The 20,287-nt window shown below is 64.1% G+C and carries 16 protein-coding genes; 8 read left to right on the plus strand and 8 right to left on the minus strand.

The genetic code is table 11. The features are described 5' to 3' along the window. The first annotated feature begins 205 nt into the window (after positions 1 to 205). Positions 206 to 658 (plus strand): YaiI/YqxD family protein, encoded by a 453-nt coding sequence (locus tag C9F12_RS17470; protein WP_045991898.1) that lies wholly within the window; start codon positions 206 to 208, stop codon positions 656 to 658. A gap of 82 nt (positions 659 to 740) precedes the next feature. On the opposite strand, the gene C9F12_RS17475 is transcribed toward C9F12_RS17470, so the two are convergent. Together C9F12_RS17475 and C9F12_RS17480 are read right to left on the minus strand one after the other, a co-directional pair. Further along, positions 741 to 1,742, minus strand: a complete 1,002-nt coding sequence (locus tag C9F12_RS17475) for a glutathione S-transferase family protein (protein WP_045991897.1) — start codon at positions 1,740 to 1,742, stop codon at positions 741 to 743. Positions 1,743 to 1,866: 124 nt separating this feature from the next. Beyond that, positions 1,867 to 2,757, minus strand: coding sequence for a LysR family transcriptional regulator (locus tag C9F12_RS17480; RefSeq protein ID WP_045991896.1), 891 nt, complete (start codon positions 2,755 to 2,757; stop codon positions 1,867 to 1,869). 440 nt (positions 2,758 to 3,197) lie between these two features. On the opposite strand from C9F12_RS17480, the gene C9F12_RS17485 reads away from it, so the two are divergent. Further along, the gene (locus C9F12_RS17485) at positions 3,198 to 4,967 is read left to right on the plus strand and encodes a peptidoglycan DD-metalloendopeptidase family protein (protein ID WP_108449703.1); all 1,770 of its coding nucleotides are present in this window, start codon (positions 3,198 to 3,200) and stop codon (positions 4,965 to 4,967) included. Positions 4,968 to 5,197: 230 nt separating this feature from the next. Here the strand turns inward: C9F12_RS17485 and C9F12_RS17490 are convergent, their stop codons facing one another. The 3 genes from C9F12_RS17490 to C9F12_RS17500 all read right to left on the minus strand — a co-directional run bounded on the left by C9F12_RS17490 (position 5,198) and on the right by C9F12_RS17500 (position 7,240). Beyond that, positions 5,198 to 5,860, minus strand: coding sequence for an MOSC domain-containing protein (locus C9F12_RS17490; RefSeq protein ID WP_162816517.1), 663 nt, complete (start codon positions 5,858 to 5,860; stop codon positions 5,198 to 5,200). A 139-nt stretch (positions 5,861 to 5,999) separates the two neighbouring features. After that, positions 6,000 to 6,446: a VOC family protein gene (locus tag C9F12_RS17495; protein ID WP_124802494.1), complete on the minus strand. Its 447-nt coding sequence runs from the start codon at positions 6,444 to 6,446 to the stop codon at positions 6,000 to 6,002. A gap of 71 nt (positions 6,447 to 6,517) precedes the next feature. Then, on the minus strand, positions 6,518 to 7,240 hold the full coding sequence (locus C9F12_RS17500; protein ID WP_108449706.1) for a GntR family transcriptional regulator: 723 nt from the start codon (positions 7,238 to 7,240) through the stop codon (positions 6,518 to 6,520). A 417-nt stretch (positions 7,241 to 7,657) separates the two neighbouring features. On the opposite strand from C9F12_RS17500, the gene C9F12_RS17505 reads away from it, so the two are divergent. The 6 genes from C9F12_RS17505 (at position 7,658) to C9F12_RS17530 (ending at position 16,239) form a co-directional block, all read left to right on the plus strand. Beyond that, a complete protein-coding gene (locus tag C9F12_RS17505) occupies positions 7,658 to 8,950 on the plus strand; it encodes an FAD-binding oxidoreductase (protein ID WP_108449707.1) in 1,293 nt (430 codons plus the stop codon). A 178-nt stretch (positions 8,951 to 9,128) separates the two neighbouring features. Then, complete coding sequence (locus C9F12_RS17510) at positions 9,129 to 10,505, plus strand: Na+/H+ antiporter NhaC family protein (protein WP_045991891.1); 1,377 nt, start codon at positions 9,129 to 9,131, stop codon at positions 10,503 to 10,505. Continuing rightward, entirely contained in the window at positions 10,505 to 11,989 is a 1,485-nt protein-coding gene (locus C9F12_RS17515; protein ID WP_108449708.1) for an FAD-binding oxidoreductase, read from the plus strand. The genes C9F12_RS17510 and C9F12_RS17515 overlap by 1 nt, the downstream gene beginning before the upstream one ends. A gap of 69 nt (positions 11,990 to 12,058) precedes the next feature. Beyond that, complete coding sequence (locus C9F12_RS17520; protein WP_108449709.1) at positions 12,059 to 13,090, plus strand: histone deacetylase family protein; 1,032 nt, start codon at positions 12,059 to 12,061, stop codon at positions 13,088 to 13,090. Between the two features lie 273 nt (positions 13,091 to 13,363). Next, positions 13,364 to 14,728, plus strand: a complete 1,365-nt coding sequence (locus tag C9F12_RS17525; RefSeq protein ID WP_045991889.1) for an APC family permease — start codon at positions 13,364 to 13,366, stop codon at positions 14,726 to 14,728. A 248-nt stretch (positions 14,729 to 14,976) separates the two neighbouring features. Beyond that, positions 14,977 to 16,239 (plus strand): 3-carboxymuconate cyclase, encoded by a 1,263-nt coding sequence (locus tag C9F12_RS17530; protein WP_108449710.1) that lies wholly within the window; start codon positions 14,977 to 14,979, stop codon positions 16,237 to 16,239. An 87-nt stretch (positions 16,240 to 16,326) separates the two neighbouring features. Here the strand turns inward: C9F12_RS17530 and C9F12_RS17535 are convergent, their stop codons facing one another. From C9F12_RS17535 to C9F12_RS17545, 3 genes are all read right to left on the minus strand, one after another. Further along, a complete protein-coding gene (locus tag C9F12_RS17535; protein WP_108449711.1) occupies positions 16,327 to 16,944 on the minus strand; it encodes a hypothetical protein in 618 nt (205 codons plus the stop codon). Positions 16,945 to 17,177: 233 nt separating this feature from the next. Continuing rightward, positions 17,178 to 19,529 carry a glucose/quinate/shikimate family membrane-bound PQQ-dependent dehydrogenase gene (locus C9F12_RS17540; RefSeq protein WP_108449712.1) on the minus strand — a complete coding sequence of 784 codons (2,352 nt, stop codon included), beginning with the start codon at positions 19,527 to 19,529 and terminating at the stop codon, positions 17,178 to 17,180. A 181-nt stretch (positions 19,530 to 19,710) separates the two neighbouring features. Beyond that, positions 19,711 to 20,064 carry a metalloregulator ArsR/SmtB family transcription factor gene (locus C9F12_RS17545; RefSeq protein ID WP_108449713.1) on the minus strand — a complete coding sequence of 118 codons (354 nt, stop codon included), beginning with the start codon at positions 20,062 to 20,064 and terminating at the stop codon, positions 19,711 to 19,713. Positions 20,065 to 20,287 lie beyond the last annotated feature (223 nt).

Consider the following 20,287-nt stretch of genomic DNA (forward strand, 5'->3'; position numbering starts at 1 on the left):
ACGTCGGGTGCTCCATCTTCACAATTCGAACGCGTCTTGCGCGTTGCAGCATCTGTTTGAACTCTCGAGGCCGCTTGGGCGTCGGAGGTCGCTGCGTCATGATGGTGGGGTCAACACATGCGAGGAGGGCGCATGCTACCATCGACTCGTGGCTCTGACCAGCCCTTTTATGATCGAGCCCCCTTTTTCTGCACCGGAGACACCAATGCCCCAACTATGGGTCGACGCCGACGCCTGCCCCAGAGTCGCTCGCGACATCATCGTCCGCGCCGCCGAACGCACCACCACCCAGACCTGGTTCGTCGCCAACCACCAGATCCCGTTGCCCAGTTCGAAGTGGGTCAAGGCCATGGCGGTGAGCCACGGCTTCGACGCCGCCGACAACGAGATCGTCAGCCGCATCGCACCCGGTGACCTGCTGGTCACCGCCGATCTACCGCTGGCACTGGAGGCGCTGGACAAGGGGGCCATGGTAATGACCAACAGAGGCGAGACCCTGGATCGCAACAACATCAAGGCACGCGTGCAGATGCGCGACTTCATGGAGACGCTGCGTGCCAGCGGCGAGCACACCGGCGGCCCCAAGGGCTACTCGGACAGTGATCGACGGGAGTTTGCCAACGCCCTCGATCGCTGGCTGGCCAGGCACGCACGCTGATCGAGCCGCCCGGACCGGCTCACGAGCCGGTCCCCTCCCCCACCCACGGCTCACCAGCGGATCCTCTCCGCCAGCGTCTGACTCAGCCCTGGTAGACGCCTTCTGAGGCCAGACGCTCTCTGTCGTGGTCCCGATCCAGTCTCAGCACAGGCCCCAACGGCACGATGGCGTTGGGATTGATGGTGTCGTGGCTCATATAGTAGTGGCGCTGGATATGATCCAGGTCCACGGTCTCGGCGACACCCGGCCACTGGTAGAGCTCGCGCAGGTAGTGCGACAGATTGGGATAGTCCTCGATGCGATAGAGGTTGCACTTGAAGTGGCCATGGTAGACGGCATCGAAACGCACCAGGGTGGTGAACAGACGAATATCGGCCTCGGTCAGCCAGGCTCCGGCCAGATAGCGATGATTGGCAAGCCTCGCCTCGAGCCTGTCGAGACAGGCGAACAGCGCCGAGACGTGACGTTCGTAAACCGCCTGATCGGAGGCAAAGCCCGCCTTGTAGACACCATTGTTGATGTTGTCGTAGACGTCGGCGTTGATCTCGTCGATGGTCTGGCGCAGGAACTCGGGATAGAAGTCGAGACGATTGCCGGTCAGCTCGTCGAAGGCCGAGTTGAACATTCTGACCAGTTCGGCCGACTCGTTGTTGACGATGCGCTTGCGCTGCTTGTCCCACAGCGCCGGGACGGTCACCCGACCGGTGTAGTGAGGGTCGGTCAGGGTGTAGAGCTCATGATGAAAGCTCACGCCGTTGATCGAGTCACCACTGGAGCCTTCGGCCTCGTTGTAGCTCCAGCCCTTGTCGCCCATCAGCGGACTGGTGTGGGAGACGTCGATCAGCGCGTCAAGCCCCTTGAGTCGGCGCATGATCAAGGTGCGATGGGCCCAGGGACAGGCCAGACACACGTACAGGTGAAAACGTCCCGCCTCGGCCTTGATGCCTGGCTGGCCATCGGGGCCCGGCGCGCCATCGGCGCTGACCCAGTCTCGCAACTGGGCGGACTCTCGCACGAACTCGCCGCCGGTACTCTCGGTGTCGTACCACTGGTCGTGCCAGACCCCATCGATTAACAGTCCCATACGGTCTCTCCCGTGAAGCGCCTTGGAGAGCCCAGCATACGGTGGAAAGAATCGACTACAAGCGCACATTTTGCCGCCAACCTTTCGATTCTTTCGAACCCATTGCCTCCGATGTGCCCAGACCTCAGCAACTGCAGTCCCGGACAGCCTGACGCAGATGCTCCGCCATGGCCCTGGTGGCGGGTCCCGCCCGGTCGGCGTCGCGATGATACAGCTGGATGGGCACCTCACGCGTACCGCCGGCCTGCAGCGGCAATGGCTTGAGCCGGCCACTGGCCAGTTGGTCGCGAATGCGGGTCTTGGGCAACCAGGCAAACCCCAGCCCGTGCTCGAGCATCTCTACCGAGGTGGCGATATGGCTGACGGTCCAGCGCTGCTCGGCCTTGAGCCAGCCCGAATCGCGCGACGCCCTTTGCGACGAGTCCCTCACCACGACCTGGCGATGGTGCTCCAGATCCCTGAGGTCCAGCGGCCTGCTCATGGCATGTAGAGGGTGGTCCGGGTGAGCGACCGCGATAAAAGGCACGCTGACCAGGGGTTCGCCCAGGTAGCCTGACGTGGTCACCCCTGACACCACCAGGTCGGCTCGGCCATCCTCGAGCATTTCCACACCACCATTGAGTACCGACTCGTGCAATTGCAGCCTGACTTGCGGAAGAGCGCTGGAGAAAGCTTCCATCGCCTTGGCCAGTACGTTCGAGGGAAAGATCTGGTCGATGCTCAGCACCACCTCGGCCTCCAGGCCTTCCCGCAGTCGAGCGGCGATATCCACGAGCGCGTCGGAGCTCTCCAGCAACTGGCGGGCACGGCGCAGCAGCAAGGCCCCTTCCTCGGTAAGCCGAACCTGCCGCCCCACCGGTTCCAGCACCTTGACCCCCAACTGCTCCTCCAGCTTGTGCACTGCATGGTTGAGGGTCGAAGGGCTCTTGTGAACGGCTTCGGCGGCCCTGGCAAAGCCACCGTGATCGACCACGGCGGCCAGCATCTGCCACTGTGCGAGCGTGACACGCGACATGCTTGAATCCTTTTGACGATATCCATTGAGCATGCCAGCCGACGGCGCCAATGACACGACTTGGCATCGATGAAAGTCGCATCGATGAAAATCACGATACGCCCCTCCCGCGCGAGGCCTTGTACGGCGCCTGGCCAGTCATTGGACTTATATCAACAAAATGAGACTTATCGTCCTTCAGGGGGAGTAGAAAGCACTACGACTTACCGGGGGGTTGCATTTGTTCAACGCTAAGGGTCCAATGAACAACAGTTAATAAACAGCGTTCGAACAGGGTTTTGTCACAGCTTCATCCATTCCTGGCGCCCCCGGTCACATAAACCACCGGGCGATGCGCCATCCGCTGTATGGCCATACAGTCTAGGCATACCATACTTCATGGGGTATGGTGCAATAGCCTATATATTTACCTTCATCAATTTTTCTATGGCCCTTTTACCATGATGCGAATCCTCCATTCGCTGCCCCGCACGCACAAGCTGCTGCTGTTACCCGTTGCCACCATGGTCACCGTGCTGGGCGCCCACAAGATTGTCACCACCTACGAAGACGTTCAGCGAGGCAATGAATCGCTGGAGTCAGTTCTGGTTCCGCTAGGAGAGTCTGCCTCGCCGGAACTGCCATCGCTGAACTTCGAGCGAACCCAGGTCGCCGAAGCCATCGACCTGGCGCTGGATGCCACCAGCCAGCACATCCCGATTTCCCAGCTCAAGGCCAGCGAAATCGTCGACATCGACTTCGTCGACGAGGCCCACGCCGACGTCAAGTTCGAGAACGCCATGCGTTCATCGTCGGGACTACCTCCTCTTACCTTACAATCCTCTCGCACGCTTCCTGGCGCCGCTGATTCATCCACCGCGGCGCCAGTTGCGTTGGACGGCAATCCGCAGCCGCCCGCCTTCAAGCTCGACGAAGGCTCCCTGCATATCGCCGTGGTGCTCGGCACCGTGGCCAGTGGGCTGCTGGAGCAGCAGTCACTGGACGTCGCCAGCGACGCCACTTCCTATGAGGATGTCAGCGAAGACGAGCTCGAACTGTTCGATGAAGGCCCGATCGTGCTCGAGGAAGAGATTGCGGCCAACGAGCCGTTCGTCCCGACCTGGCAGACCTATCGCGTCCAGCAGGGCGACACCTTCGCCGAAATGGCCGAAAAGACCCTGGGGCTGGGCTACAGCGAGGTCATGGCGCTGCTCGAGGACCTGCCCGACCAGAACGTGCTGACCCGCTGGCGCGTCGGTAACACCTTCGAGTATCAGCTTGGCGAGGACGGTCGACTGCTGGCGCTGCGCATCATGAAGAACGTGCGCGACGGCTACCTGATCGAACGCCAGGATTCAGGCTTTGACGTGGCGACCATCGAGCGTGCCGGCGAAGCCTCACAACGCCTTTACGCCGGCACCGTGAGCGGCAGCTTCGCTCGCTCCGCCGAGGCCGCAGGCCTGAGCCGTGCCGAAGTCTCGGAGATGGCACGGGTGCTCGAGAAGAAGCTCGACTTTCGCCGCGACACCCGTCGCGGAGACAGCTTCCGGGTACTGGTCGAGTCCGACATCATCGACGGCCAGCGCCTGGACCCCCGCGTGCTGGCGGTGTCCTACGACGGCGAGCGCATGGACCTGACGCTGGTGCGCAATCCCGAGGACAACAACTTCTACACCCCCGAAGGCCAGAGCCTCGACCCGGCCTTCAACCGCTACCCGTTCTCCGGCAGCTACCGCATCAGCTCCAACTTCAACCTCAACCGCCGCCATCCGATCACCGGCCGCGTCAGCCCGCACAAGGGCACGGACTTCGCCGTGCCGATCGGCACCGGCATCGAGACCCCGGCCAATGGTCGCGTGGAAAAGGTCGGCAACCACCCGGCGGCGGGTCGCTATATCGTGATTCGTCACGACAATGGCTACAAGACACGCTACCTGCACCTGTCGCGCCCGCTGGTCAGCACCGGACAGCGCGTGACCATGGGCGAACGGATCGCCCTGTCGGGTAACACCGGTCGCAGCACCGGACCTCACCTGCACTACGAGGTCATGGTCAACAACAATCAGGTCAATGCGATGCGCGTGGCCCTTCCGGAAAACCAGAGCCTGTCCGGTCAGGCGCTGGCCTCCTTCCAGCAGGAAACCGGCCCCACCCTGGCCGCGCTTCAGACCGCCAAGCCCGGCTCCGAAGTGGCGCTGGCCAACGACCTGGCCGCCGACAGCGACATCTGATGCTCCGCTGCGGTTGATCACGACAAGGCCCTGCAACAAGGCCCTGCAACAAGGCCCTGCTGCGACACAGCAGGGCCTTGTCGTTTCAGCCCAGGAGACTGGGGCAGAGGAGACAGAGCCAGAGGAGACAGGGGCACACGAGAGACAGGTGTAGAGAAGACAGGCTCAGTCGGTTCGGTGCCAGGCGCAGCAGCACCCTACAGCGCGTGGTATTCACCCGCCTGCCGTCCTCAGGCGCGCCCGCGCCAATAGTCCATGCGCCGGACCAACTGGTCCTTCCAGTGTTGCGCCAGGGCTTCGACACCGTGCAATTCGGCCATGGTATCCAGGGGCGCCCTGCGGTCTTCCAGCACCCGCCAGCAGGCCTCCACGCTCCACCTTTCATCACCGCGCTCGACCACCTCGATGACAGGCCCCGGCGCAATCCATCCTTCCTCCAGCACGCGGTAGAGCCAGCCCATCCGGGCCTCCTGCATAAAGGCCCGCGCCAGCCCCGGCTGGCCGGTACGGGCATCGACCTTGGCGCAGGGTTGCCTGGGCTGGGTCACCTGCACCAGCGCTTCGCCGATGCGATAGACGTCACCGATACGCACCTCGCGCTCATCGGCCCCTTGGCTCGCAATATTCTCACCCAGCACGCCGGCCTCCAGCACCACACCGGCGTCGGGATAGCGCTCGCTCCAGCGGGGATAGTGATCGGCGCAGTAGTGACACAGGGCGCGGTCCACCCCACCGTGGTCGACCTGATTGGCCTGGCTGTCATTGGAAAGCCCCAGTCGGGACAGCCATTGAGGCTCAGCGGCAGCGACCTTGTAGATACCACTCTTCTCACCGAAGCCCGGCAGCATCTGCGGCTCGCTGATATAGGGCCCCCTGACATCTGAAAATTCCATCCTTGCCCCCATCCTCCTTCTCTTGTCGCTATTCGCCGCCCATGCTTGAGCGCTTGTCGTGCTCCTTGCCCCCGCTTGCGAATGCCGCCTGGGAATCCTCCGGCTCCGCTGGACGCCCTGCATCAAGACGCACCGGTATTCAGCCGCCACGTGCGCCTTCATACATGACCATCCAGGCGACGCCGAAGCGATCCTTCACCAGGGCAAAGCGCTCGGCCCAGAAGGTTTCCGACAGGGGCAACATGATCTCTCCACCTTCAGCAAGCCCGGAACAAAGCCGTTCGGCTTCTTCGCGCGTGTCCACTGACAGCGCCAGAGAAAAGCCCTGAGGCGCCTCCCCAGAGGCGTCCGACCCCATCAGCACATGACCCGCCACCTCGATCTGCATATGCATGATGTGCTCTGGTGACGGTGTGCCCGCTTCCCCGCATCCAGCATCAGGTGCATCGGCGGGCATGTCCCTGTAGCGATGAAGCTCGCTCACTCGGCCGTTCATCAGCTCGGCATAGAACGCCAGGGCCTCTTCACACTGGCCGTCGAAAAACAGGTAAGGGTAGATTTGCATGAGCTTTTCCTGATGACTCAACGACGTTCTTTCGATGCTCGGGTCGGCGGTCCGAAGGACTGGCGCCGGACGTCATCAAGATAGCCCAGAAATCACTTCGATGAGGCGTAGTAGTCGTCCAGCAGCCGCATTCCCTGCTCGATGTCGGCGGTCACCGCGCGACAGAAGGCGTCCCTGTCCCCCCGGCGCAGCGCCTGGGTAATCTCACGATGGTGATCGTCGGCGATGGCGGAGCCGCCCCAACGCGTGCAGATAAAGCCCATGCTGGGACCGTATTGCTGCCATAGCTGCTCGACCAGCGGCAGCAATACCGTCGAGCCGCTCAGCCGGTAGATCAGAAAGTGAAAGGCGTGGTTGCCACGCATATAGCTCTTGAGATCAGCAGCTTCGATGGCACGATTGATGCCATCGTCCAACGCCTCCAGGGCGTCGATGTGCTGGTGCTCGATCGCGGTAAAGGCTTGCCGGGCCAACTCGGTTTCCAGCCGCCTGCGGGCGAACAGCACCTCGGTGAAGCGCTCCCGGCTCAAGTGCGGCACGATGATCTTGCGGCTGTCGACAAACTGCAGAGCCCCCTCGCTCACCAGCCAGCGCAGCGCCTCCCGAGCAGGCATGGCGCTGGTGTCATAGCAGGCGGCGATGCCGCGGATCGAAAGCACCTCGCCCGGACTGAAGGCCCCTTCGCACAGACGACGCCTCAGGTCCCGGTGAATTCGGGTCGAGGCGGTATCCGGCAGGTAGGGCGGAGGCGATGGTTCCGTGCCGATCGGCGCGACCATGGCGTCATCGCTATTGTCAGTATGAACGTCGGTCATTGCGCTTCCTTGTCACTCCTCTGTCCATTCCTCTCTCCATTCCTCTCTGCCATTCCGCTCTCTATTCCCCTCGCCATTCCCCTCGCCATTCCTTTCTCCACTTCACTCCTCACGCCAACCCACTATAACTTTTCTATCACTCCCCTTTTGCTTCTTTTGCCGGCCGCCCGTCGACCGCTCGTCTGTCACCATCGGCGGAAAACCCGACAGGCCGCTGGCCTGCCACCATCACGGCGATATCTACCTGCGTCTGGCGTCAAGACTAGCCCATCTCGATGACGATAGCCCACGCCGAGACGCCGCAGCCTGGGCCGCCCAGGGTCGAATTCGCATCTTGTGCGCATCTGCAAGCCCTGCTAGTGTGATCACAACATGTGATCACACCAATAACAAGCTGCCATCGTTTCGGGAGTCGTCATGAGCGAACCGCGCTGCGCGTCCTACTACGCCGCGACCATCCACGAAGAAGCCGAATACCCCAGGCTCGAGGGCGAGCATCGGGTCGACGTTGCGGTGATCGGAGGCGGCTTCACCGGCGTCAACACCGCGCTGGAACTCGCCGAGCGTGGCTACCGGGTAGCGCTGGTCGAGGCCAACCGGATCGGCTGGGGGGCCAGCGGTCGCAATGGCGGTCAGGTCACCGGCAGCCTGTCGGGGCAGGATGCCATGCTCAAGCAGCTCTCCGGCCCGCTAGGGCGAGAGGCAGCCGAGAACTTCGTCTGGGATCTTCGCTGGCGAGGCCACCACATTCTGCGTCAGCGTGTCGACAAGTACGCCATCGCCTGTGACCTGAAGTTCGGCCACCTGCACGCCGCCTACCGACCGAGCCACATGGCCGAGCTTAAGCGCGACGTCGAAGCGGCCCAGGGCCACGAGATCGCCCGGCACCTGAGTTTGCTGGACGCCGATCAGACGCGCGAACTGGTGGGCACCGAGCTCTACCATGGCGCGGTGCGCAACGACTACAACATGCACCTGCACCCGCTGAACCTGTGTCTTGGCGAGGCCCGCGCCCTTGAGGACCTGGGCGGCTTGCTGTTCGAGGACACCCGGGTCACCGAGATTCGCCACGGCGCTACCCCCTGTGTCGTCACCGAGCGTGGCCAGATCCACGCCGACAGCGTGGTGCTGGCCGGCAACGCCTATCACCGGCTGGAGCGCAAGGCGCTCAAGGGCAAGCTGTTCCCCGCCTCTCTCGGCATCGTCACCACCGCCCCGCTGAGCCGGGAGCAGCAGGCCGCGATCAATCCCCAGGACCTGGCGGTCTACGACACCCGCTTCGTGCTCGACTACTACCGCCTGACCGCCGACGGTCGCCTGCTGTTCGGTGGCGGCGCCAACTATTCCGGCCAGGACTCAGCGGATATCGGCGCCGAACTGCGCCCCCGGCTCGAACACACCTTCCCGCAGCTCAAGGGCATCGCGCTCGACTACCAGTGGCAGGGCAAGGCGGGCATCGTGATCAACCGCATCCCTCAGCTCGGCAAGCTGTCACCCAACGTCTTCTACGCCCAGGGCTACTCGGGCCACGGCATCGCCACCTCGCATATCGTTGGCAACATCATGGCCAGGGCGGTCAGCGGTCAGCTGGAGGAGTTCGACCTGTTCGCCGACATGCGCCACTGGCGCATCCCGGTCAGCGAGCGCCTCGGCAACGGCCTGTTGGCCGCGGGCATGTGGTACTACCAGTTGCGCGAAAAACTGCGCTGAGCGTCCGCCGCCGACTCGCCGTCGGCAGCTCGATATCGACCGGACCTTTCACCATCAACGACGCCAACGACAACATCAACGACAACCAATAGCTGTCACGCCACGCTCCTGATCGACGCGACCCACGGCCATCGCCAGGTCGCTTCACCAACAACAATGATCGTCCAGGAGGACATCCATGGAAGCGTTTTTCCCCGCAGGCGGCTGGCTGGTGCTGCTGCCCACCGCCGTTGTACTGCTGCTGGCACTGTGGAGCCGTCGCGCGCTCGAGCCGCTGGTGGCCGGCGCCTTCGTCGGCACCCTGTTGATCGAGCCGACCAGCGCCCTGTCCACCCTTTCCGAGAGCCTGCTCAACGTCCTGACCGACGAGGACGTGGCCTGGGTGATCGCGGTATGCGGGCTGATGGGCTCGATCATTGCGCTGCTGCTGAAATCCGGCGCCTCGCGTTCCTTCGCCGAAAGCCTGTTGCGCTACATCACCAGCAAGCCCCGGGCGCTGCTCGGCTGCTGGTTCATGGGCATCGTGCTGTTCGTCGACGACTACCTCAACTCCCTGGCGGTCGGCACCTCGATGCGTCAGGTGACGGACCGCTTCAAGACGTCGCGAGAGATGCTGGCCTACGTCATCGACTCCACCGCCGCACCGATCAGCGTACTGATCCCGATCTCGACCTGGGCGGTGTTCTTCGGCGCGCTGATCGAAAAGAACGGCCTGGCCGCCGACGGCCAGGGAGTCTGGACCTATATCCAGGCCATCCCCTTCATGTTCTATCCGTGGATCGCGGTGGCCATGGTGCCGCTGGTCGCCTACGGCAAGATTCCGCTGTTCGGCCCGATGAAGCGCGCCGAGCAGCGCGCCCAGCTCGAGGGTCGCTGCGTGCCGCCCGGCGCCGAGCACATCGATGAAGAGATCGCCCACCTGGCGGCCAAGGACCAGACACGCAGCAGCGTCTGGATGTTCCTGCTGCCGATGATGTCGCTGGCCTTCTTCACTTGGTACTTCGATCTCGATTTCCTGATGGGCATCTTCGTGACCCTGGCCGGCATGATCGTGGCCTTCATCGGCCTGAAGAAGCTGACCCCCGGCGAGACCTTCGACAACATTCTGGAGGGCTTCAAGTCGATGCTGGATGCCCTGGCGGTGCTGGTGGCGGCCTTCATGTTCAATGACGTCAACACCACCCTGGGACTCAACGAGTACATCATCACCACGGTCGAACCGCTGATCAACGCCCAGATCCTGCCCTTCATCATCTTTGCGCTGATGGGCTTCGTCTCCTTCGCCACCGGTTCCAACTGGGGCGTGTTCGTGATCATCCTGCCCATCGTCACCACCCTGGGCCACAATCTGGGCGCCGACATGACGCTGGTGATCGGTGCCACCCTCTCGGCCAGCACCTTCGGCAGCCACGCCTGCTTCTATTCGGACGCCACGGTGCTGACGGCCCAAGCCAGCGGCTGCACGCCCTTCCAGCACGCCTTTACCCAACTGCCCTACGCGGCCCTGGCCGGCTTGCTGGCCGCCGCCCTCTATCTGGTACTGGGATTCATGTGATGACGAAAGCACCGTCCAACGACGCCATCTTCTGGTCACACCGAGACAACGGGCGAGTCCCACTCGCCCCCCTCTCCATTGATAAACAGGCCATCGATGAACAGGCCATCGGTGAACAGACCGGGGATAAACAGGCTATCGATGAACAGACCGGGGATGAACAGGCAGACGTGGTCATTGTCGGCGGTGGCTTCACCGGCCTGTGGACCGCCTATCACCTCAAGCGCCTGGCCCCGGAGAAAGACATCCGGGTCCTCGAGGCCAGGCGTTTCGGCCACGGCGCCTCCGGGCGAAACGGGGGCTGGGTGGTGGGCAACCTGGCGGGCCTCGAGCGGCACCTGAAGGGCCTGACCCTGGCCCGGCGCCAGGCGCTGTGCGAGCTTTTGTCCGCCAATGTCGACGAGATCGGCACGACCCTCTCGCAGGAAGCCATCGACGCCGACTTCCACAAGGGTGGGGCGCTCTACGCGGCGGCGCGCTACCCGGCCCAGGAGGCGCTCCAGCGGGACTACCTCGCACACCTACTGGAACTCGGCCATCGCCAGCATGACTGCCGCTGGCTGTCCGCCGACGAACTCAGCGACCGGGCCCGCTTCCGCCGCCCCTTCGGTGGCATCTTTCATCGTCAGGTCGCCACGCTGCACCCCGGCAAACTGATCGATGGGCTGGTCGAGCGACTCGCGGCCATGCGGGTCAGGCTTTACGAACAAAGCCCGGCGACGAGCATCGACGACGGCAAGGTGACCACGCCCCAGGGCAGCATCCGCGCGCCGATGATCGTGATGGCCACCGAAGGCTACAACACCCTGCCCCAGCTACGTCCCCACCTGGTCCCGGTCTCCAGCCTGGTGATCGCCACCGAGCCCTTGAGTCAGAGCCAGTGGGATGCCATCGGCCTGGCACAGCGGCCGACCTTCGCCGACGCCAGCCGGTTGATCAACTACGGCCATCGCAGCCGCGATGGTCGCCTGATCTTCGGCGCCAGGGGTCGCTACCGCTTCAACGCCCGTCCGCGTCACCAGGCCTCCATCACCCAGGGCGACATCCAGATGCGCAAGGCGCTGCTCCAGGATCTGTTTCCCGACCTCGGCGAGGTCGATATCAGCCACGGCTGGGGCGGCACCCTGGGCCTCTCGCGCAGTTTTCGCCCCCACGCCCTCGTCGATCGGCGAGCCGGCATCGCCACCGCCGGCGGCTATGCCGGCGAAGGCGTCGCCGCCAGCCACCTGATGGCGCGCACCCTGGCCGAGATGCTCTGTGGACAGGACACTCCGCTGACACGGGCCCCCTGGGCCTTCGATGGCTGTGCACTGGACCAGGTGGTTCGTCGCTGGGAGCCCGAACCCCTGCGCTGGCTGGGCGCCCAGACCATCACCCTGAGCTACGCCACCGAGGAGGCCCTGGCGTCGCGTGAGCGCCACCTGCCGCTGATCGGCCCGGCGCTGAGCCGACTCAACGACCGTTTTGCCGCCGTGATCGAGTAGACAGCGACAGCCGCGATGCAGGCCGCACACTCGTCACCTTGCCCCGGAACTGCCAAAGGAGACACCGCCATGTTGATCGTTCATAGCGACGCCACCCGCGACCGTCGCACTCTCACCGAGCTGTTTGCCGGCCAACTGGTCGCGCCCTTCGAGTGTCCCGAGCGGGTGGACTACATCATCGAACGCGCCAGGACCGAGTCCATCGGCGAGATCCGCGGCCCCGACGAGCATGGACTGGAGCCGGTGCTGGCCATCCATGACGCGGACTACATCGACTTTCTGCGGGTTGCCTGGCGCGACTGGCAGGCGGCCGGTTACCAAGGCGAAGCGATTCCCAATATCTGGCCGACACGACGGATGCCCGGCGGCCCCATACCCCGCCATATCGAGGGCCGCCTTGGCTACTACGCCCTGGCCGGAGAAACCTCGCTGAACGCCGACACCTTCGCGGCGGCCCTGCTCAGCAAGGACATCGCCCTGACCGCCCTGGACCAGGTGCTCGACAGCGGCGCGCCAGCCTTCGCCCTGTGCCGACCGCCCGGCCATCACGCCGCGCGGGACCAGTACGGCGGCTACTGCTTCATCAACAACGTGGCGGTATCCGCCCAGCGGGCACTGGACCGGGGCCACCGGCGTGTCGCCATCCTCGACATCGACTTCCACCACGGCAACGGCACCCAGGACATCTTCTACGAGCGCAGCGACGTGCTCACTCTCTCGCTGCACGGCGACCCCATGGACGAGTTTCCCTACTTTCTCGGCTTCGCCAACGAGACCGGACGAGGTGACGGCGAGGGCTACAACGTCAACTACCCCCTGCCCAGCGGCACCGACTACGCCCGTTGGGCGCAGGCACTGGATGACGCCATCGCGCGCGTCAGGGACTTCGCCCCGGACATGCTGATCATCGCCCTCGGGGTCGACACCTTCAAGAACGATCCGATCAGCTCCTTCACCCTGCAAAGCGACGACTATCTGGACATCGGCGCCCGCCTCAAGCGCATCGGACTGCCCACACTATTCGTGATGGAAGGCGGCTACGCGGTGGAAGAGATCGGGGTCAATGCGATCAACGTGCTCAAGGGCTTCGACAACGCCTGAGCCCCGGCACGCGGCACAAGGCACGACCGATTCGACGAAAACGCTGGACGCCCCGTACGACATCAGTAGGTCGCTTGTCCCGGACGGGCGTCAGCGCCACGCGAGCACCGCCGGTTTTCCATACTGGTTTGCCACGGGGACCGTGCACGGTTCGGCGAAACGTCTCCCCCGACGCAGCCGCCAGACCGCATCGACGACGGCAACCTGGAACGGGCGGTAGACCACGCCCTGAGCAGCGCTCAGAACAACAACAGCAACAACAGGAACCGACCCATGACACAACAACGACGTTCCAGCCTCCCCGAGGCCCCCGACGGCCAGGACAGCGGCCTCAAGCGCATCCTTGGCCTGCCTGCCCTGGTGTTCTTCGGCCTCGCCTACATGGTGCCCCTGACCGTATTCACCACCTACGGCGTGGTCACCGAAACCACCGGCGGCCATGTGCCCATGGCCTACGTGATCACCCTGGCGGCGATGTTCTTCACCGCCTACAGCTACGGCAAGATGGTCGAGCACTACCCTACCGCCGGCTCCGCCTACACCTACACACGCCGCGCCTTCGGTGGCCGTGTGGGCTTCATGGTGGGCTGGGCGCTGCTGCTCGACTACATCTTCCTGCCGATGATCAACTACCTGGTGATCGGGATCTACATGAAGGAGGTCTTCCCCGCCATCGATCAGGGCGTCTGGGTGGTAGGAGCCATCGTCGCCGTGACCGCACTGAACATCCTGGGCATCAAGCTGGTGGCCAAGATGAATCTGATCATCATCGGCTTTCAGTTCGTCTTTCTGGCCACTTTCATCGCCATCTCGCTGAAGGTCATCGCCGGTGGCGAAGCCCCCTCGCTGCTGGCGCCCTTCCACAGCGAAGGGCTCCAGTGGACCACCATCGTCGGTGGTGCCGCCATCCTGTGCCTGTCGTTTCTTGGCTTTGACGCCGTCTCGACCCTGTGCGAGGAAACCCGCGAGCCCAAGCGTGACATTCCCCGCGCCATCATGCTGTGCACCCTGATCGGCGGCGGCCTGTTCATTCTGGCCTCCTGGGTCGGGCATCTGGTGTTCCCCGACTATCACAACTTCGGCAGCGCCGACTCGGCCGCGGTGGACGTGATGCGCCGCGCCGGCGGGGGCTTTTTGGTCGCCTTCTTCACCGCTGCATATGTAGCAGGCTGCTTCGCCTCGGCCATGGCCGCCCAGGCCAGCGTCTCCCGGATCCTGTTCGCCATGGGCCGCGACCAGGTCCTGCCCAAGGTCTTCGGCAAGCTCAGCCAGCGCTACGGCACCCCGCTGGGGTCGACGTTGATCGTCGGCGCCATCTCGCTGATGGCGCTGGTCATCAGCCTGGAGCTGGCCGCCACCATGATCAGCTTCGGCGCCCTGGTCGCCTTCTCCTTCGTCAACCTTTCGGTGATCAAGCACTACCTGGTGGATGAGCACCTGATGCAACCCAAGAACCTGCTGCGCTACGGCGTCATGCCAAGCGTCGGCTTCCTGTTGACCATCTGGCTGTGGTCGAGTCTGTCGCTCAACACCTTCCAGGTGGGCCTCACCTGGGTCGCCGTCGGCTTTGCCTACCTGCTCTATCTGACCCGCCTGTTCAAGGTCGAAGTACCGGACCTGGAGCTCAAGGAAAACTGAGCGCTGACCGCGGCGCCTCCGATCAGAGCGTCGCGGTTTACAGCCCCTGCCCACAGCGCCGACATCCCGGGATGTCGGCGCTCTTCTTTGGCGCACCACAAACCTTGCAAGATCGCGCATCGAGGCATCGCATCGACCTTTTTTCCGGCCGTGTTGTGGCAAGGCACAGCCATGAAGAGCACCGCTGCAGGACTGCCCTAAGGTAAGAGACAGCTATCGAGAGTCCCTTCCCATGGAGAGCCCCGCCCATGACGCCACGCCTGCCCACCCTGATGCTGCTGACACTTGCCCCGCTGTCCACCTGCCTGGCGGCAGAAACGATCTACGTGGTCACCAACAAGACCGAAGGCAACTCGGTCGCCGCCTTCCATGCCGACGATGACGGCACGCTTTCCCTAGCCTCCGAGTATCCCACCGGGGGCCTTGGTACCGGTGATCTGGAGATTCCGGCTCTGGAGAAGAACCCTGACCACCCGCTGGCCAACGGCGACGACCCCCTGATCTCCGCCAACGCCATCGCGGCCTCCGCGGACGGCGGCTGGATGGTGGCGGTCAACCCGGGCGACGGTACCCTCAGCCTGATGAACCGCGCCCCCGACGGCAGCCTTCAGGCCGTCAACAGCGTGACGGCCTCGGACCGTTTCCCGATTTCTGTCGCCATCCACGGCCACCTGGTCGCCACCGCCAGCGTGGGTGACAGCAACCAGGCCGGCTCCATCGCGCTGTATCGCCACACCCCCGAAGGACTGATCGCGATCCAGGGCAGCCGGCGCGACCTGGGTGCCCGCCCCTCGACCATCGCCTTCTCGCGTTCCGGAGCCTTCGTCATCGTTAACGAGCTGGTGACCGGCAAGATTCACAGCTTTGCGGTCAGTGACGATGGTCTGTCCGCCGATCCGATCGCCAGCGTGGACAGCCCGCGTGCGCCGGCCGAACGCTTCCACGCCATACCGGTGGGCTTCGCCATCGGCAAGGGGGACCAGGGCGAGACCCTGCTGATGTCGGAGGCACGCTTCCTGACGCCGGAGTTCGGCCTGCGTGAAGAGGCCGACAAGGTACCCCAGAGCCCGCTCTACAGCTGGCAGACCAGCTCGGTTTCGAGCTATGTGCTGGATGATCAGGGCGGACTCACCCTGAAGACCGCCGACGCCCTGACCGGCGCTGCCATGGAAGGAGGCGAGATCGCCAACTGCTGGGTCGCGCTGAACGCCGACGGCGACACCCTCTACACCGCCAACGCCCTGTCGAGTTCCATCAGCCGCTACAGCGTCAAACCGGACGGCAGCATCGCCCTCGAGGATGCCACCGCCTACAAGGACGACGGCGAATTGCTGTTCTTCTCGGACATGGCGCTGAGCCCCGACGGCGACACCCTCTATCAGCTGGTCGGCAACACCGGCCAGGTGATGGCCTTCGATGTCGCCGAGGATGGTGGTCTATCCCTGCGCACCAGTGCAGGCGGACTGCCGGAGCTCGGCAGCTACGGCCTGGTGGTGCTGGAAGACGGCTAGCCTTGTGGCACTGGAAGACGGCAGATACGGCGACGCCTGGAGCCCTGCCCAAAGAGTCGACGAGCACGGGCACTTTTCAGGCTAGCCCTAGCGAAAGTGCGGGTTCAGCCTGCCAATTTCGTAGAGATCGTGAAGGTAGACGTCCAGCTTGTAGACCAGGTGGGTGGCGACGATCAGCAGCGCGATCAACGAAAGCAGGACGGCGGGATCGTTGGCCCAGGCGAACGCCGGTGAGCCCAGTTCATAGCCGATGGTATAGACGCTGAGCCCACCCAGCCCCAGCACCGACAGGCACAGCGCGATGATCACGATGATCAGGGTGCCACGCAGGTCCCGGCTCGGCGGGCGGGTCGTCCAGCTCGCCAGATGGCGGACCATGATGCACCCATTGGTGACGATCTGGCGACGGCGGCGCAGCAGCATGGCGGCATTGACCGGCTCGTCATCCCGGGAAAAGGCCGCCAGCGCTACCCTGGGGTCGACGCGGCCATCGAAGCGCTCGTTCACCGCCCGGGCAAAGGCCTCGCGATCACCGGTATTCCTGGCCTGCTCGGCCAGCCGAGACAGCTCCTCAAGCGCCTCGGCGTCCATTCCGGGACGCTTCTCGAAGTCGGCAAAGTGCTGCTCGTAGTAGATGTAGTAGACCTGATAGATCGACAACAGCACGGCCGCGTAGATCATCACGTAGAGGGCGATATCTGACATGCGTTTCTCCCTGTCCCTGGCGGTAGGCCGTCGAGACACTCGATCCCGAAGCGGCACAAAGATCCCCATTATCTGAATCTTTTATTATGGCCGGTAGCGGGTGTTTTGCCGCACCCTTGTCGGCCACCTTGTGACACAAGCAAGAGCCCCCGACGGGCATCCGACGGGGGCTCTTGCTGCAACGGCGTGGTTTCAGGGCAGGAGCCGAATGTTCGGCTCCCCACCCTGCTCGCCTACTGTGACGCCTGATCCGGCAGTTTGTAGGCCATCACGTAGTCACCGATGGTGGTGCCGATCGAGCCATGCCCCCCGGCCACCAGCACGACCATCTGCTCGCCCTGGCTGTTGAGGTAGGTCATCGGCGTGGCCTGGCCGCCGGCTGGCAGCCGCGACTCCCACAGCTGCTCGCCGGTGGTCAGGTCGTAGGCACGGAAGTAGTCGTCCACGGACGCCGCCAGGAAGGCCACTCCTCCGTCGGTGATGATCGGACCGCCGATACCCGGCACCCCCATCTCGAAGGGCAGCGGCAGCGCTGTCATGTCTTCGATGGTGCCGTTCTTGTGCTGCCAGGCGACCTCACCGGTACGCAGGTCGGTGCCGGCCACGTAGCCCCAGGGCGGCTGCTGACAGGGAATGCCCAGCGGCGACAGGAACGGCTTCATCTCCACCGCATAGTCGGCACCGGCGTTCTCGTTGAGCCCCTGCTCACCCTGGTTGGTCTCGCCGAGTTCGGCGCCGTCCTTGGGCACCAGGGTACTGGTGAAGGCCAGATACAGCGGCATGCCGAACATCACCTGGCGCTTGGGGTCCACCGCCAGGCTGCCCCAGTTGAAGACGCCGAAGTTGCCGGGGAAGACGATGGTGCCCTGCTCGGACGGTGGGGTGTACTGACCCTCGTAGCGCAGCGAGCGGAACTGTATACGGCAGACCATCTGGTCGATCAGGCTACCTCCCCACATGTCGGCCTCGCGCAGCTTCGGCGGACGGAAGCTCAGGGCAGACCTGGGCTGGGTCGGTGCCGCGTAGTCGCCTTCGATGGTGCCCTGCGGTGCCGGCTCCTCGGTGATCGGGAAGATCGGCTCGCCGGTGGCGCGGTTGAGGACGTAGACGTCCCCCTGCTTGGTCGGCACCACCAGCGCGGGCTGCATGCCCTCGTCGGTCTCCAGGTCGACCAGGCTCGGCTGCGCCGGGGTGTCCATGTCCCACAGGTCGTGGTGGACGAACTGCTGGACCCACTCCACCTGGCCGCTGTCCAGACGCAGCGCCACCACCGAGGTGGCGAACTTCTCTTCGGCCTCACTGCGGAAGTGGCCGAGCTGGTCCGGGGTCCGGTTGCCCATCGGGAAGTAGATCAGCCCCAGCTCCTCATCGGCGCTGGCCACCGCCCAGCTGTTGGGGGAACTGGTGGCGTAGGTCTCGTCCTCACCGATCGGCGCGGTCTCGTCCGGGTTGCCGGAATCCCAGTTCCAGCGCAGCTCGCCGGTCCTGGCGTCGTAGGCGCGGATCACGCCGGAGGGTGAATCGACGGCGTAGTTGTCATTGACCGCCCCGGCCACCACCACCAGGCCATTGGCCACCACGGGGGGCGAGGTCGAGTAGTAGAAGCCGGACTGGGTGAACGGCATGTTGTGCATCAGGTCCAGCTCGCCGTTGTCGGCGAAGTTGGCGCAGCGGGCACCGGTGGCCGGATCGACGGCCAGCAGGCGCGCATCGGAGGTCGGCATGAACAGTTGGGCGTCGCACTGGATCGGCTCCAGCGCCTCGGCCGGCTGGCTCGCCGCCGCGACGTCGAGGCTATCGCCATCGCCGGATGCCGGCGGCAGGTAGGAGACGCCGCGACAGGTCTGGTGCTGGCGTGAGCTTTCCGCCGGCACCTTGGCGTCATACTGCCAAAGCTTCTCGCCGCTATCGGCGTCAAGCGTCACCAGCCAGTTGTGCGGCGTACACAGAAACAGCGCATTGCCCACCTTCAGCGGCGTGGCCTCGTAGGTGGTCTCCCCAACGTCGTCAGGGCCCTTCCTGTCACCGGTCTGATACTGCCAGGCCAGTTCCAGTTCGCCGACATTATCCGGGGTGATCTGGTCCAGCGGCGAGTAGCGCTGACCCAGGTTGCTGCGGCCGTAAGCATGCCAGCTCGCCTCCGGCGAATCGCCAAGCTCGGGTGACTGGACGATCTCGTCCTCGTTGAGTCGCCCCTCGATGCGATGAGCGTCTACCGCCAGACTACCCAGCAGGCCTACGCCCAGCAACGCCCAGACCGGCAACAGCACCGCCGTACCCAGACGCTTGCCGGCACGCGGCGGCCACAACAGCGGAATGGCTAGCAGCATCAACAGGCCCATGCGGGTGGCCAGCGGCCACCAGTCATAGCCGGATTCCCAGAGGGCCCAGGCGGCCGTGGCGACAAGCAGCCCGGCGTAAAGCAGCTGCGCCGGCACGCGACGGGAGCGCGCCATGGCGCCCACCGCGATCAGCACCAGACCGGCCAGGGCGTAGTACCAGCTTCCACCCAGGGTGACCAGCCAGGCGCCGCCCCCCAATAGCGAAAGCCCCACCAACAACAAGATGAGGGAGTAGATGATCATGATCCAAGGTCCTTGCGCTGAATCGTTTAAGTGGCCGGCATGTTAATTGATTAGCATGAGAATTAACATGCCGGTGCACAGCTTCAGTGTAGGCCCTCTTCTTGTAATACAGGCAAGTTGCCTGCGTCTTTTCTGGGCACGGCCAAGGCGACCAGGAGTCACCATGGAGGCCGATGGCGCCTCAGCAAAGGCTCTCGCAGCGCTGCGGACGATCCCCCATCCTGGCCAGTCCTTCGTGCAATGCCTCGAGCTCGGCCCGTCGCCCCCGGGCGCCGGCTTCGAGACAGTCGAGCGCCCAGTCGGGCAGTTCGGCGCTCAGCCGGTAGTGGACCCACTGTCCATCGCGACGATCCTGGAGCAACCCACAGCGGCGCAACTCCGCCAGGTGGCGTGACACCTTGGGTTGCGACACCTCGAGCACCGCGGTCATTTCGCAGACGCAAAGCTCTCCTTCCTGCAGCAGCAACAGCATGATCGACAGGCGCGTCTCTTCCGACAGGCACTTGTAGAGGCGTAACGGGTCCAGCGACATCATCGGCGTTTCCTGTTCATCTTTGCCTGTTCATCTTTTTTCCCTAGGCAGCGGCTTTCTTCGTTCAGCGTCACGGGGTTCCTCCGCGGGCCGACTATCCTAGATACCATCTCCCCTAACCGGCCACAAACATCCCATCAGGCGGTTTGTGGCCGATATTCGGTTTGTGTCTTGAGGACACCATAGGCGATGTGGATCAGCTTCCGCATCGCCGCACCCAGGGCCG

The organism is Halomonas sp. BN3-1, from assembly GCF_003056325.1.
Classification (GTDB): domain Bacteria; phylum Pseudomonadota; class Gammaproteobacteria; order Pseudomonadales; family Halomonadaceae; genus Halomonas; species Halomonas litopenaei.